Source organism: Luteibacter sp. 9133, from assembly GCF_000800155.1.
GTDB lineage: Bacteria > Pseudomonadota > Gammaproteobacteria > Xanthomonadales > Rhodanobacteraceae > Luteibacter > Luteibacter mycovicinus.
In genome coordinates this window covers 3,571,739-3,586,017 of record NZ_JUHO01000001.1, presented here as the reverse complement: position 1 = coordinate 3,586,017, position 14,279 = coordinate 3,571,739, and the positions used below count along the sequence as shown (strand labels likewise).

The 14,279-nt window shown below is 66.7% G+C and carries 14 protein-coding genes; 12 read left to right on the top strand and 2 right to left on the bottom strand.

Annotation, left to right across the window (positions count from 1 at the left end; genetic code table 11):
• Nucleotides 1–59 precede the first annotated feature (59 nt).
• The 5 genes from FA87_RS15675 to FA87_RS15655 are packed head-to-tail and all read left to right on the top strand — an operon-like array spanning nt 60 to nt 4,760.
• A complete protein-coding gene (locus FA87_RS15675; protein ID WP_043695824.1) occupies nt 60–1,142 on the top strand; it encodes a 4-oxalomesaconate tautomerase in 1,083 nt (360 codons plus the stop codon).
• Nucleotides 1,143–1,163: 21 nt separating this feature from the next.
• Nucleotides 1,164–1,886, top strand: a complete 723-nt coding sequence (locus FA87_RS15670; protein WP_275041278.1) for a PIG-L deacetylase family protein — start codon at nt 1,164–1,166, stop codon at nt 1,884–1,886.
• A complete protein-coding gene (locus tag FA87_RS15665) occupies nt 1,883–2,575 on the top strand; it encodes a 4-carboxy-4-hydroxy-2-oxoadipate aldolase/oxaloacetate decarboxylase (RefSeq protein WP_043695819.1) in 693 nt (230 codons plus the stop codon). Before FA87_RS15670 ends, FA87_RS15665 begins: the two co-directional genes overlap by 4 nt.
• Nucleotides 2,568–3,449 (top strand): amidohydrolase family protein, encoded by an 882-nt coding sequence (locus FA87_RS15660; RefSeq protein ID WP_043695816.1) that lies wholly within the window; start codon nt 2,568–2,570, stop codon nt 3,447–3,449. Before FA87_RS15665 ends, FA87_RS15660 begins: the two co-directional genes overlap by 8 nt.
• Before the next feature lie 18 nt (nt 3,450–3,467).
• Nucleotides 3,468–4,760: a dicarboxylate/amino acid:cation symporter gene (locus tag FA87_RS15655; protein WP_052191384.1), complete on the top strand. Its 1,293-nt coding sequence runs from the start codon at nt 3,468–3,470 to the stop codon at nt 4,758–4,760.
• 94 nt (nt 4,761–4,854) lie between these two features.
• On the opposite strand, the gene dusB is transcribed toward FA87_RS15655, so the two are convergent.
• On the bottom strand, nt 4,855–5,841 hold the full coding sequence (gene dusB / locus FA87_RS15650) for a tRNA dihydrouridine synthase DusB (RefSeq protein ID WP_043695813.1): 987 nt from the start codon (nt 5,839–5,841) through the stop codon (nt 4,855–4,857).
• A 151-nt stretch (nt 5,842–5,992) separates the two neighbouring features.
• Between dusB and FA87_RS15645 the strand changes: the two genes are divergently transcribed.
• Both FA87_RS15645 and FA87_RS20015 read left to right on the top strand, forming a co-directional pair.
• The gene (locus FA87_RS15645; RefSeq protein ID WP_036110401.1) at nt 5,993–6,193 is read left to right on the top strand and encodes a hypothetical protein; all 201 of its coding nucleotides are present in this window, start codon (nt 5,993–5,995) and stop codon (nt 6,191–6,193) included.
• 118 nt (nt 6,194–6,311) lie between these two features.
• On the top strand, nt 6,312–7,538 hold the full coding sequence (locus tag FA87_RS20015) for a GGDEF domain-containing protein (protein ID WP_052191383.1): 1,227 nt from the start codon (nt 6,312–6,314) through the stop codon (nt 7,536–7,538).
• Nucleotides 7,539–7,545: 7 nt separating this feature from the next.
• On the opposite strand, the gene FA87_RS15635 is transcribed toward FA87_RS20015, so the two are convergent.
• Complete coding sequence (locus tag FA87_RS15635) at nt 7,546–7,800, bottom strand: CsbD family protein (protein WP_036110404.1); 255 nt, start codon at nt 7,798–7,800, stop codon at nt 7,546–7,548.
• 155 nt (nt 7,801–7,955) lie between these two features.
• On the opposite strand from FA87_RS15635, the gene FA87_RS15630 reads away from it, so the two are divergent.
• The 5 genes from FA87_RS15630 to FA87_RS15610 are packed head-to-tail and all read left to right on the top strand — an operon-like array spanning nt 7,956 to nt 14,270.
• A complete protein-coding gene (locus FA87_RS15630; RefSeq protein ID WP_052191382.1) occupies nt 7,956–10,559 on the top strand; it encodes a glycoside hydrolase family 31 protein in 2,604 nt (867 codons plus the stop codon).
• 3 nt (nt 10,560–10,562) lie between these two features.
• Nucleotides 10,563–11,474 (top strand): glycine betaine ABC transporter substrate-binding protein, encoded by a 912-nt coding sequence (locus tag FA87_RS15625; RefSeq protein WP_043695810.1) that lies wholly within the window; start codon nt 10,563–10,565, stop codon nt 11,472–11,474.
• Nucleotides 11,471–12,634, top strand: a complete 1,164-nt coding sequence (locus FA87_RS15620) for an ABC transporter permease (RefSeq protein WP_043695807.1) — start codon at nt 11,471–11,473, stop codon at nt 12,632–12,634. The genes FA87_RS15625 and FA87_RS15620 overlap by 4 nt, the downstream gene beginning before the upstream one ends.
• Nucleotides 12,631–13,560 (top strand): ABC transporter ATP-binding protein, encoded by a 930-nt coding sequence (locus tag FA87_RS15615; protein ID WP_043695804.1) that lies wholly within the window; start codon nt 12,631–12,633, stop codon nt 13,558–13,560. Before FA87_RS15620 ends, FA87_RS15615 begins: the two co-directional genes overlap by 4 nt.
• Nucleotides 13,557–14,270: an ABC transporter permease subunit gene (locus FA87_RS15610; RefSeq protein ID WP_043695801.1), complete on the top strand. Its 714-nt coding sequence runs from the start codon at nt 13,557–13,559 to the stop codon at nt 14,268–14,270. Before FA87_RS15615 ends, FA87_RS15610 begins: the two co-directional genes overlap by 4 nt.
• Nucleotides 14,271–14,279 lie beyond the last annotated feature (9 nt).

Genomic DNA, 14,279 nt, shown 5'->3' with positions numbered 1-14,279 from the left:
TCACGGGGTCTCGCGGGACGACCATCGTCGCTGTTATTCCCGAACGGCGTCCTGCATCGATGGCTCACGAGATTCCCTGCTGGTACCTGCGCGGCGGCACGTCCAAGGGTCCGTTCTTCCTGGCCCGCGACCTCCCCGACAATAAGGCCACACGCGATACGGTCATTCTTGCGGTCATGGGCTCGCCCGATGAGCGCCAGATCGACGGTCTGGGCGGCGCCAGGACGCTGACCAGCAAAGCCGGCATTCTTTCGATTCCTGCCGACGGCGCCGCCGACCTCGACTTCCTGTTCGGCCAGATCGGCATCGCCGACGCGCGCGTCGACACCACGCCCAACTGCGGCAACATGCTGGCAGCCGCGTTGCCGGCCGCTATCGAAGCCGGGCTGATCGCCGCCGACGGGGGGACGACGACGCGCCGCGTGCGCACGGTGAACACCGGCGTCATCGCCGAAATCACCATCGTCACGCCCGACGGCGTTCCGATGTACGACGGTGACGCCCGTATCGATGGCGTGCCGCGCCCGGCCGCGCCGGTGACCTGTCGCTTCCTCGATACGGAAGGCTCGCTCACCGGCAGCCTGCTGCCCACCGGCAACGTACGCGACACGGTGGACGGCATCGAGATGACCCTGATCGACAACGGCATGCCCGTCATGATCATCGCGGCGGCTGATCTGGGCGTGCGCGGTGACGAGACTCCCGCCGAGCTCGATGCGAACGACACGCTGAAGGCTCGCATCGAGGCGCTGCGCCTGAAGGCCGCGCCGCTGATGAACCTCGGTGACGTCAGCACGAAGCCGGTGCCCAAGATCACCCTCGTTTCGGCGCCCCGCGCCGGTGGAACGCTCGGCACGCGCACCTTCATCCCGCACGACTGTCACACGTCGATCGGCGTGCTGGGCGCGGTCACCGTCGCCACGGCCGCGGTGCTGCCGGGCTCGGTCGCCTTCGACCTGGCGACGCAGAGCGAAGGCGACACACGCACGCTCTCCATCGAACACCCCACCGGCGAATTCAGCGTCGAGGTCGGCCTCGAAGGTCACCGCGTCGTACGCGCCGCGCTACTTCGTACGGCCCGCCTGCTGATGCGCGGCACCGTTCCCGTCTCGCCTTCGATCTGGCGCGGACCTGCCGCCTGATCCTTCCCCCTGGAGTCCATGATGTCCGACCAGAAGACCGCTCTCATCGTCAGTGCCCACTCCGCCGACTTCGTCTGGCGCGCCGGCGGCGCCATCGCGCTGCACGCCGCACAGGGGTGGAAAGTGCATATCGTCTGCCTGTCCTTCGGCGAGCGCGGCGAGTCCGCCAAGCTGTGGCGGCAGGCCGGTATGACGATGGAGAAGGTAAAGACCGATCGTCGCGCGGAAGCACAGGAAGCGGCCGATATACTCGGTGCCAGCGTCGAGTTCATGGACATCGGCGACTACCCGATGCGCGCCGATCTCGACGTCGTGTTCCATCTGGCCAAGGTCTACCGCGAACTGCGTCCGTCCTTCGTGCTCAGCCACTCGCTGAAAGATCCGTATAACTTCGACCACCCGCTGGCGACCCACGTGGCGCAGGAGGCGCGCGTCGTCGCGCAGGCCCACGGCCATGAGCCGCAGGTGCCGGTGATCGGCGCGCCGCCCGTGTTTTTGTTCGAGCCGCACCAGCCGGAACAGTGCGAGTGGAAGCCCGAACTGTTCCTGGACATCACTCCGGTGTGGGAGAAGAAAAAGGCCGCGTTCGAAACGATGCGCGCGCAGGAGCATCTGTGGGAGTACTACACCCGCGTCGGTCTGCAGCGCGGTGCCCAGGCGTCGCGTAACTCGGAGTTCAAGATCACCTACGCCGAAGCGTTCCAGCGCGTATTCTCGCACGTTACGCAAGGGACCCTGGCATGATCGGTATCGTCGTCCGCAATCGCCCGTCGATCACGAAGGAGCAGGCCGAATCGCTCGCTTCGATGGGCGTGGCCACCGTGCACGAAGCGCAGGGTCGTACCGGTCTGTTTCAGCCACCCATCGCGCCGATCCAGCACGACGCGTCCATCGCCGGCTCGGCGGTCACCGTGCTCGCACAGCCTGGCGACAACTGGATGCTGCACGTGGCGGTGGAGCAGTGTCGCCCTGGCGACATCCTCGTCGTCGCCTGCACGACCGAGAACACCGATGGCATGTTCGGCGACCTGCTCGCCACGTCGTTGCAGGCGCGCGGGGTCGTCGGCCTGGTCATCGACGCCGGTGTGCGCGACAGTGCCGAGCTGCGTCGCATGGGTTTCCCGGTCTGGGCGCGCGCCGTGCATGCGCGCGGCACGGTCAAGGCCACGCTCGGCTCGGTCAACGTGCCGGTGGTCATCGGCGGCCAGCTGGTCAGGCCCGGTGACGCGATCGTGGCCGACGACGATGGTGTCGTCGTCGTCACCCATGCGACGGTCGAGAAAGCCATCGCGGCCTCGCGCAAGCGCGTGATGAACGAAGCATCGAAGCGCGAGCGTCTCGCCGCCGGCGAACTCGGGCTGGACCTCTATGACATGCGACCGAAACTGGCCGAAGCCGGTCTGCGCTATGTGGACGATCTCCCGAATGAATGATCCCTCGAAATCCTGCCTTCCCCCCGATCCAAACCCGACCCGACCTGCGCAGGCGCTCCCCGCGGGGTCCTGCGACGCGCACTGCCACGTCTTCGGTCCGGCGAATCGTTTTCCGTACGCTGCGGACCGCAGCTACACCCCTCCCGACGCACCGTACGAACACCTGGTCGCACTGCATGACTTTCTCGGTTTCGACCGTGGCGTCATCGTCCAGGCCAGCTGCCACGGCACCGACAACACCGCGATGCTCGACGCCATCGCGCGCGGCGAGGGGCGTTATCGTGGCGTCGCCATCGTCGATGACGGCATCGACGAGAAGGGTCTGGCGGCGCTTAACGACGGCGGCGTGCGTGGCGTGCGCTTCAACTTCGTCCAGCATCTCGGCGGCCGCCCGGACATGAAGGTGTTCTGGCGGGTCCTCGACCGCGTCGCGGAGATGGGCTGGCACGTGGTGCTGCACCTGGACGCGAACGACATCGTCGAACTTCAGGACACCCTGTCGAAGATCCGTATTCCGTTCGTTATCGACCACATGGGCCGCGTGCAGGCCGCCAGAGGCGTTGAGCAGGAACCGTTCCGCCTGCTGGTCGAGCTGATGCGCGACAATCCGCTGGCGTGGGTGAAGGTCTGCGGTGCCGAGCGCGTCTCCGTCGGCAAAAAGCCGTTCGACGACGCCATCCCGTTCGCCAGCACGCTGATCGAAACGGCACCGGACCGTGTGCTGTGGGGTACGGACTTCCCGCATCCGAACATCTCCAAAGACATGCCCAATGATGGCGGTCTGGTCGACCTGATGTTCCGTTTCTGCCCGGATGAAGACCTGCGCAAGCGGTTGCTCATCGACAATCCTGCGCGCCTGTACGACTTCGCCTGATCGAACACCGAGAATTCCATGTCCGAGAGCACCGCAACGACCCTCCCGTCACCGAAGCCGCGCAAGCCTTTCTACCGGCAGCTGTACATACAGGTCCTCATCGCGGTCGTGATCGGCGTGGCGCTCGGTTACCTTTCCCCGGAGTACGCGCAGAAGATGAAGCCGCTGGGTGACGGCTTCATCGCCCTGATCAAGATGGTGATCGGTCCGATCATCTTCTGCACGGTGGTCACGGGCATTGCCGGTATGCGCGACATGCGCAAGGTGGGTCGTGTCGGCGGCAAGGCGTTGCTCTATTTCGAGATGATCTCGACGGTCGCCCTGTTTTTCGGACTCGTCGCGGGCCACGTGTTCCATCCCGGCAGCAGCTTCAACGTCGATCCGGCAACGCTGAAAGCTTCAGAGGTCGGCAACTACGTCGCGCAGGGCCACAACATCGAGTCGGTCGACTTTCTGCTGTCGATCATTCCGACCACCTTCGTCAACGCGTTCGCCAAGGGCGATGTGCTCTCGATCCTGTTGATCTCGGTGCTGTTCGGCTGCGCGCTGGCGGCGATCGGTGAGCGCGGCAAGCCGGTGTACGACGTGATCGAGGCGGGTGCGCAGGTATTCTTCAAGATCGTGCACTACATCACCGCGGTGTCGTCGATCGGTGCGTTCGGCGCGATGGCTTTCGCCATCGGCAAGTACGGCGTCGTTTCACTGGTCCCGCTGATGGAGCTGATCGGCAGCTTCTATCTGGTCTGCGTGATCTTCGTCGTGCTGGTGCTGGGGCTCGTCGCGCGGATCGCGGGCTTCAGCATCATTCGTTTCTGCGCGTACATCCGCGACGAGCTGCTCATCGTTCTGGGCACGAGCTCGTCGGAAGTGGTGCTGGCGCCGCTGATGCGCAAGATGGAAGACCTCGGCTGCCCGAAGGAAACCGTGGGTCTGGTCGTGCCGACGGGCTATTCGTTCAACCTCGACGGCACCAATATCTACCTGACGATGGCGATCCTGTTCATCGCGCAGGCACTGAACATCGAGCTCACCATCCAGCAGCAGATCACGGTGGCGATCGTGGGCATGCTGACGTCGAAGGGCGCGAGCGGCGTCGCAGGAGCCGCGCTGGTGATGCTGGCATCCACGCTGAGCGTCGTGCCGGTCGTCCCGGTTGCTGGCATGGTGTTGATCCTTGGCATTCACCGGTTCCTCGGCACGGGGCTGGCGATGACGAACCTCGTCGGCAATGGGGTGGCTGCGATTGTCGTGTGTGCGTGGGAGAAGGAGCTCGACCGGTCGAAGCTGCAGGCGGTGCTGAAGGCGGCGTAATCGGGTAGCCGCTTCGCGACACGTGGTCTGGCGGCATCCGCCGCCTCCGTCGTGTTGCTCGGCTGAGGCCGTGGGCAGGTTGGAACCTTGGACCTCAGGCGGCGAGCGAAACCCCAGCCGCCAGCGCATCGAAATACTCGCGCGTAAGGCGAAGCTGCGTAGCAGCATCCTCGGCTTGATTGACCACATGTCGAAACGCAGCATTCTCCGGCCGGTCCTTCGCATACCAGCCCAGGTGCTTGCGCGCGATACGCACGCCCATCTTCTCGCCGTAGAAGGCGTACAGCTGTTCGAGATGCCCGGAGAGGATGTCGCGCACCTCGGTGGGCGTCGGCTCCGCGAGGAAGCCGCCGGTTTCGAGGTGGTGAGCGATCTCGCGGAAGATCCACGGGCGGCCCTGCGCGCCGCGTCCCACCATGATCGCGTCGGCGCCCGTGGCCGCGAGTACGTCGCGTGCCTTTTCCGGCGTCACCACATCGCCGTTGGCCATCACCGGAATGCGCACGCTCGCCTTCACGGCGGCGATAGTGGCGTATTCGGCGTCGCCTTCGTACTTGTCCGCGCGGGTGCGCCCGTGCACCGCCAGCGCCGCGATGCCCGCGTCTTCGGCGATCTTCGCGATGGTCAGCGCGTTGCGGTGCTCACGGTCCCAGCCGGTGCGGATCTTCAGCGTGACCGGGACGTCCACGGCCTTCACGACGGCCTGGAGAATCCGCGCGACGAGCGGTTCGTCCTGGAGCAGGGCGGAGCCGGACCAGACGTTGCAGACCTTCTTCGCCGGACAGCCCATATTGATATCGACGATCTGGGCGCCGTTGTCGGCGTTGTACTTCGCGGCCTCGGCGAGCATGCCCGGGTCGTAGCCCGCGATCTGAACACTGACCGGCTCGGGTTCGCCGTCGTGGTCCATGCGGCGGAGCGACTTGGTGGTGTTCCAGAGACGCGGGTCGGAGGCGGTCATTTCGGACACGGCGAGGCCGGCCCCCATGCGCTTGCACAGGAGACGGAACGGTTTGTCGGTCACGCCGGCCATGGGCGCGAGCACCACGCCGGGCGCGATGGAGTAGGGGCCGATGCGCATGCCGGCGATTTTAGCAAACCGTCGCGTCCTGCGGTTTTCACGCCCGCGGGCCATCTGGGCATCTTCGGCAAGGATCGCCCGGCGACCGTTCGGACTATTGTTCCGTCGCGCCAGACGGCCTAACGTCGGAGGTGACGACGGGGGGGAAGTCATGCGAATCAAGACGAGTGCGATCGCCATCGGCGCGGGGTTTCTGCTCGCCGTGGCCTGTGGCTGCGCCGGCGGTGCGGGACGCCCCTCGTTCGACAGCCTCGCGGCGCATCGTGCCGGCGACCCCGCCAGCACCGACCCCTGCGGTCCACGCCGGCCGATCGTGGGTATCTGCCGGATGCTGCGCCCCGTCCGGGGCTGAGCGGTCGGAGCAGGGCCGTCGGAGCCGGACCGTCAAGAAAGGCGGTCACCGGCCGTTATGCTTCCCATGACCGGCGCCGTTTCGCCGGTACGATGCCAACAGGGGCGTAAGCCAGACCATGGGGACCGGGGTGGAGCAGGACATCTGGGAGCGCAAATACCATCTCGCGCTGGAGCGGATGGAGCGCGACGAGCGCGATTTCCGCGATCTCGAAGAAGGCCTGCGCCGGCTCGCCGTCCGTCTGACCGCGCTGGCGCGGGGGCAGGGCACGGATGTCGACCGTCTGCTCGACCGGCTCAACGAGGCTCTGCGCGACTCACCGAATCCGGCCGTGCTGGACGCCTTGCTGGACTCGCTGACCGAAGCGGTGGCCGGCTTGGATCGCCTGCCGCCCGCCGTCAACGATGACGCCCCGGTGGCGACGCTCGTCGCTACGGAAGCATTGGCGGATGCGCCCGTTGCCGACGACATGGTCGGGTCGCTGCGCGCGGACATCGCCCGCCTGCAGGACCTGCTTGCCGCGGTGAGCGCGCGCCTGGGTGACATGACGCGATATCTTGCGGCGGAGCTGGACCACGGCGACGCCACCGACGGCAGCCGGCAGCTGGATGCCACCGTGCGCGAGGAGATGAAGGCGCTCGGCGAAAGCACGCTCGCCGCCACCGATCTGGGCACCTTGCAGGCGGAGGTCAACTCCCGCCTGTCCCTGATCGACAGCCACTTCAGGGAATACCGGGAGCGGGAGGACGCCCGCATGGCCGCCTATCGTGACCGTGCCGAGCGTATGCGCGACCGCGTGGCCGAACTGGAGACACAGACCACCTCGCTGCAGGATTCTCTCCGACGCGAGCACGTGCTGGCCGTCACCGACCCACTCACGGGCCTGCCCAACCGGCTGGCTTACGAGCGGCACATGGAAGGCATCGAGCAGGATGTGCGGAACACGGCTCGCGCCGTATGCGTGGCCGCCTTCGACATCGACCACTTCAAGACGATCAACGACAGCTTCGGCCACGCGGCAGGCGATGCCGTCCTGCGTATCGTCGGTCAGACATTTACGCGTGAGTTACCGGAAGACGCTTTCGTCGCGCGCTACGGCGGGGAAGAGTTCGTCGTCGTGTTCGGCGGCGCGTCGCCGGAGCAGGCGAGACTGAAAGCCGAGGGCCTGTGCGCCATGGTGGCGCGGCTGGCCTTCCATGCGAGCGGCAAGCCCGTGACGGTCACCATGTCGGGCGGCATCACGCAATTCGGCCCGGAAGATACCCCTGCAAGGGCATTCGACCGGGCCGATCGCGCGCTTTATGCAGCGAAACGTCTGGGACGCAATCGCTGCGAAGTGGCGTGAAGCCGACTCAGTCGCGACGAGCCAGCAGCATGCCGACGAGGATACCGACGCCGAAGCCACTCAGGATCGCACCGAGCGGACGATGGGCGACCACGTCGCGGACGCTGTCGACGGCATCGCCGGCGGCTGCCTGCACGCGTCCGGCGGTCTCGCGGATCGCGCCTTCGCCTTCGAGCGAGTGATCGCCGACGAGGGCACCGGCGGCGCGCTGCACGCGTCCACCGACGGTATTGGCGGCGCCGCGGATCTGGTCTTCATTCATGGTTGTTTCCTCCCGTTGAGTTCGATGAGACCAGAAGGTGCCTTGGCGTAAGTGCACGAAGCGGCAAGGCGCCGTCAATCGCATGCTTTCACCGGTTCCATGCCGCGACGCGTCATAATGGTCCACCTCCGGTTCGACAAGGGGTGCACCCACCCATGGAAGCGAAGTCAGACAGCCGACCCGAGGGCGGCGCCGCGGCGCGTCCCGAGGCCATCATCGAGCGTGGCGAGGTCCGCTTTACGGTCCTCACGCCGCGCCTGATCCGTATGGAATGGAGTGCCGACCGCCGGTTTCGCGATGGACGGACCCAGGTGGTCGTCCACCGCGCGCTCGACGCGCCGCCGTTCCAGATCGTCGAAGACGACGTGGCCATCCAGATCGAAACGGACCGGCTGCAGCTGCATTACGAGAAAGACAGCGGCCGCTTCGTCCCCGGCAACCTCCGGATCCGCGTCCGGCGTAAACCGGGCGACGAGGTCGAATGGCGTCCCGGCGATGTCCAGCAGGCCAACCTCGGCGGAACCTTCCGCACACTCGACCGCTACGACGGCGACACCTGGCAGGACGGCAGCAAGCTGCCGCTGGAAGAAGGGCTGATCGCGCGCGACGGCTGGCATGTGGTCGACGATACCGACGGTTTCGGCATCGATGACGAGGGCTGGGTGACCGGGCGTCCGTCCGGCGACCGCCAGGACCTCTACTTCTTCGGCTACGGGCACGACTACCCGGCGGCCCTGGCCGATTTCGCGGCCATCGCCGGTCCGCAACCGATTCCACCGCGGTTCGTCTTCGGCTACTGGTGGTCGCGCTACTGGAATTATTCCGATCAGGAACTGCGCATTCTCGGCGCCCGCTTCGTGAAGGAGCGCATCCCGCTCGACGTGCTCGTGCTGGACATGGACTGGCATACGACCCCGGGGCTGTCACTGCGTCCCGGTCACGAGCACAAGGACGTTTTCGGTGAGCCGTCGGGCTGGACCGGCTATACCTTCAATCGCAGTCTGTTTCCCGATCCGGCGGCCTTCATGCGCTGGGCGCGTGGACAGAAGCTCCGCATAACGCTCAACCTGCATCCGGCTTCGGGCGTGCTGCCGCACGAAGAAAAATACGAGGCGATGGCCAAGGCTCTGTCCTGGGATACCTCGACCCGGGCGCCCATCCCGTTCGAGGGCACCTCCCGCACCTACATGCGCGCCTTGTTCGATACCGTGCTGGGCCCGCTGGAGCGCGAGGGCGTCGACTTCTGGTGGCTCGACTGGCAGCAGTGGCCGGAGTCGAAGGCGCATCCGGGGCTGTCGAACACGTGGTGGCTCAACCATGCGTTCTTCACCGAGATGCAGCGTCAGGGCGATCGTCGCGGCCTGATCTATCACCGCTGGGGCGGGCTCGGTAACCATCGCTATCCGATCGGTTTTTCCGGCGACAGCGTGATCTCATGGACGTCGCTGGCGTACCAGCCGCACTTCACGGCGATGGCGTCCAACGTGTTGTATGGCTACTGGAGCCACGACATCGGTGGGCATACCTTCCACAAGCACATCCCGCGTCCGGAGCGGCATCTGGAGCCGGAGTTGTACGCGCGCTGGATGCAGCTGGGCGTCTTCAGCCCCGTGTTGCGGACGCACTCCGCGAAGGAAGCGAGTCTGCACAAGGAGCCCTGGCATTTCGGGCCCCCTTACGGCGACGCGATCTTCGCGGCGATCCGCCTGCGTTATCAGCTCGCGCCATATATCTACGCTGCCGCGCGACACGCTTACGATACGGGCCTGTCCATCGTGCGGCCGATGTACTACCACTGGCCCGAATGCGACGAAGCCTACGCGTATCCGTCGCAGTACATGTTCGGTAACGACCTTTTGGTCGCCCCGGTGACCGTGCCGGTCGGTGAGGACGGCACGGCGTCGTTCCCGGTCTGGCTGCCGCCCGGTGTGTGGTACAGCCGCGATGGCGCGGAGTCGTTCGAAGGAGGACGGGTGCTGGAACGCTCTTACACGCTGGAGGAAATACCCATCTTCGTGCGCCCGGGCAGCGTGGTACCGCTTTATCCGGAAGGCATGCGGGATCTGGCCAACGTACCCGACGAACTCATTCTTCAGGTCTTTCCGGGCGACGAAGGCACGACGGAACTCTACGACGACGACGGCGAGAGCCAGGGCTATCAGCGAGGTGAATGCTCCCGCATCCGCGTGCGCAGCCGACGGGGCGACCGTGCCCATCGCGTGCACATCGATCGCAGTGAGGGAACCTTCGATGGCAAGCACGCGATGCGCTCCTACATCGTCCAGTTCCTCGATGCCGGGATTCCTGAGAGCGTCGAGGTCAACGGCGAGGCACTGCCTTACAGCGCGGAGCCGAAGCCCGGTACATGGTTGTTCGATACCGCATGGCTGTGCATCCGCGTCGATCTCGGCCCGGTGAGCATGGACGAGGCTCACGATGTCGTCGCGCGTTTCCTGCCCGAGCACACGCCGCGACCAGGACTGCTGCATCGCATGCGGCGCGCGGAAGAGGCCGTGCTTTATCTCAAGCAGGTCTGGGGCGATATCTCCGCGCTTCCCGACGAGGTCGACCTCGCGGGGCAGGCGGCGCGCGTACTCGCCTACGCCGTCGACCAGGGTGATGACGCAGGCCGGGGCGACCGCTTCATGGATGGCGTGCGCGCCTTCGAGGCACGATTCATCGCGCTCCCTGAAAGCGTCAACGCCACGCCCATCGACGAAGCGCTGAAGCGCGGCTTCGTCGACGTGCTCGGGCGCTGACGCTTGCGTCGCCGTCTCGGCCTCCTGCTCGTCGTCCTCGCCGCTTTTGCCTTTGCGGTGCAGGCGCAGGACGCGGTGCGGGTGGGCTCCAAGGCGGACAATGAGGGCGCCCTGCTGGGCCAGATCGTGCTGCAGGTGCTGAAGCACGCGGGCATCCCCGTCGTCGATCGCACGCAGCTGGGTCCGACGTCCATCGTGCGCAGGGCGCTCATCAACGGCGATTTGGACGTCTATCCGGAATACACGGGTAACGCGGCGTTCTTCTTCCATCGGGAGAGCGACCCGGCGTTTCGCGATGCGGGCAAGGCTTGGGCGCTGGCGGCCTCGCTCGATGCGTCGGCCAATCAGCTGGTCTGGTTACGTCCCGCACCGGCGGACAACCACTGGGCTATCGGCGTGCGCCCCGACGTCGCCCGGCAACAGCGCTTGCGCACGCTGGACGATTTTTCGCGCTGGGCGCGTGCGGGCGGTGACGTCTACCTTGCCGGTTCCGCCGAGTTCGTGGAGAGCGACGCGGCATTGCCCGCTTTCCAGTCCGCTTACGGTTTCGCCTTGCGTGGCGATCAGCTGCTGGTCCTTGCCGGTGGCGATACGTCGGCCACGATCAAGGCTGCAGCGGAGGGCACATCCGGCGTCAACGCCAGCATGGTGTATTCCACCGACGGCGCGCTGGCCGTGACCGGCCTGGTGGTGCTCGACGACCCGAAGCACGTCGAGATGGTTTACCAGCCGGCCGCCGTGGTGCGCGACGCCGTGCTGCGTCGTTATCCGGGCATGCGCGGGTCGCTCGAAGCGGCGTTCAGGCCGCTCACCGTGGACGTACTTCGCCAGCTCAACGCACGCACGCAGATCGATGGGGAGGACGCTTCCGTCGTCGCCGCGGATTACCTTCGCAAGCAGGGGATGCTGCCTTGAGCCAAGGTGGACTTCCGAAGGACGCACGGCGTGTCGCCGACGACTCCCCGCTTCCGGTGATCGTCCTGACCGCTTTCGGTCTTCTCGCGACGCTCTTCGGCGCTTTCCTGCGCATCGCGCCGAATCGGCTTCTCAGCGGCCACGCGTACAGTCCGCATGCATGGGTGCTGGCGGCGATCTGGGACATCGCGCTGGTCGGCGCGATCGTACGGTGGCCGGGCCGGCGGATCGTAGTCGGCCTACTCGCCTGGCTGGCGATGACGGGGCTTCCGCTGTTAGCGGGCATCGATGCCCACGCGTGGCTGATGCGCGCCGCGGCGAGCACACGCGTCCAGCTCGGTGCCGGCTTCTGGTTGGCGTGGCTGGCGGCCGCGCTGCTACTGCTGGATCGGTTGCGGCCTGCGCGTCGCGTGGTACAGGTCGTCGCGTGGTTCGCTGCGCTGGTCGCCATCGCGATCATGGCGGCCGCCGGCGCACTCGACGGTCTCGCGCTTGTCCGTGAGTACGCTGCGCAACGCGCCCCGTTCGCCGATGCCTTGCTTACCCATGTCGCGATCGCCGTCGTCACGCTGGCCGTCGCCTTGCTGATCGGTGCGCCGCTCGGAGGATGGGCCTGGCGCGCGAAGCGCGGAGGCGGCGCACTGGTCGGGCTGCTGACCTTCCTGCAGACCGTGCCTTCGCTGGCGCTGTTCGCGTTGTTGATCGGTCCCTTCGCGTGGCTGGCGAACGCATGGCCGGCGATGGGTGCGATCGGCTTCGGCGGTACGGGCGCGGCGCCCGCCGTCTTCGCTCTCGTTCTGTATGCGCTGCTTCCCGTGGTCCGCTACACGGTCGCCGGACTCGACGCGGTGGCACCAGAGGCGCTGGAGGCCGCGCATGGCCTTGGCATGAGCCGCTGGCAGGTGCTGGCGCGCGTGCAGTTGCCGCTGGGCTGGCCCGTACTGCTCGCCGGCCTGCGCATCGTCGCGGTGCAGACGATCGGGCTGGCGGCCGTCGCCGCGCTCATCGGCGCAGGCGGCCTGGGCCGTTTCGTCTTCCTCGGCATCGGCCAGGGTGCCACGGACATGGTGTTGCTCGGTACGCTCGCGATCATCGGTCTTGCACTGGCGGCCGATGTTCTTTTTCAGGGTCTGCTCGCGTTGACGGAGACTCCCGCATGATCGAGTTCGATCGCGTCCACAAACGTTACGGCGAGCACGTCGTCATCGATGACCTCTCCCTGCGCATCGAGGATGGCGAATTCTTCGTCCTGGTCGGCCCGTCGGGATCGGGCAAATCCACGCTGCTGCGCACGGTCAACCGGCTCGAACCGGTCGATCGCGGCACCGTGCGCGTCGACGGTGAAGACGTGGCGACGCGCGACGTCGAGGCCCTGCGTCGGGGGATCGGCTACGCGATTCAGTCGGTCGGTCTGTTTCCACATCGTACGGTGGCCGAGAATATCGCCACGGTGCCGCGTCTCCTCGGATGGGCCGACGCGGCGATCCGTGCGCGCGTGGCCGAGCTGATCGACCTCTTGCGACTCGACGAGCCCGGAATCGCGGATCGCTATCCGGCCACGTTATCCGGCGGACAGCAGCAGCGTGTCGGTGTGGCGCGCGCGTTGGCCGCGCGGCCGCGCATCGTGCTGATGGACGAACCGTTCGGCGCACTCGATCCGCTGACGCGCGAGTCGCTGCAGCAAAGTCTCAAGACCATTCAGCGCGACAGCGGTACGACGATCCTGTTCGTCACCCACGATATGGACGAGGCCTTCAGCCTTGGCGATCGCGTGGCGCTGATGCTCGACGGCAAGATCGCGCAGGTCGGCACACCGCTCCAGCTCATCCGCGAGCCCGCCGACCAACGCGTGCACGAATTCGTGGGCGGTACGCGCACCCGCCTGCGCGAACTGGCCGTGCGTTCGGTACGCGAAAGCGCGCGTCCCGGCGAGCAGGCCGACGGTGATGCACTCGATATCGCCGCCTCGTTGCAGGACGCACTGGCGTCGATGCTCGCGCAGGGGCGCGACCGCTTACCGGTGGAAGAGCATGGGCGGCCCTTCGGCGTCATTCGCCTCGTCGATCTGGTGGCGCCGCGGCCGTGAGAGCGATCCTTCCCGCCGTGGCGCTGCTGGCCTTACTGCTGGTGCTGCCGTTTTCCGCGCCCGTTTTCCATGCCGGGTGGCCGGCGCTGAGCCACCCCCTGTACACGCGCACCTCGTTCCTCACGTTGACGGCCGCACATCTTTCGCTGGTGTTCGTCGCTACCCTGGTGGCGGTCGCCGTGGGCCTGTCACTCGGAGTGCTGGCGACACGTCCCGGCGGGCGCTCACTGTTGCCGACGGTGCGCGCGGTAGCCGTGATCGGGCAGACGTTTCCACCCGTGGCCGTGCTGGCCATCGCCGTCCCCTTGCTCGGCTTCGGCGCCGCGCCGACCCTGCTTGCGCTGGCGCTGTACGGGGTCCTTCCGGTGCTGGGCCAGACGATCGCGGGGCTCGACAACGTGCCGGCCGCGGCGCTGCATGCGGCGGACGGGATGGGCTACGGGCGCTGGCGTCGCTTGTGGGAGGTGGAGTTGCCGCTCGCCGCGGGCCCGATCATGGGTGGCGTGCGGCTTTCGGCCATTGTCGGTGTGGGCACGGCGACGATCGGGTCGGCGGTCGGTGCGACGACGCTGGGTTCGCCGGTGGTGGAGGGGCTGGTGGGCAACAACACCGCATATGTGATCCAGGGCGCGTTGCTGGTGGGCGCGTTGGCGTTGACGATCGATGGGGCGCTGGGTGCACTGGAGCGCCGGATCCGTCGGTTGCATTGACGGATCCGG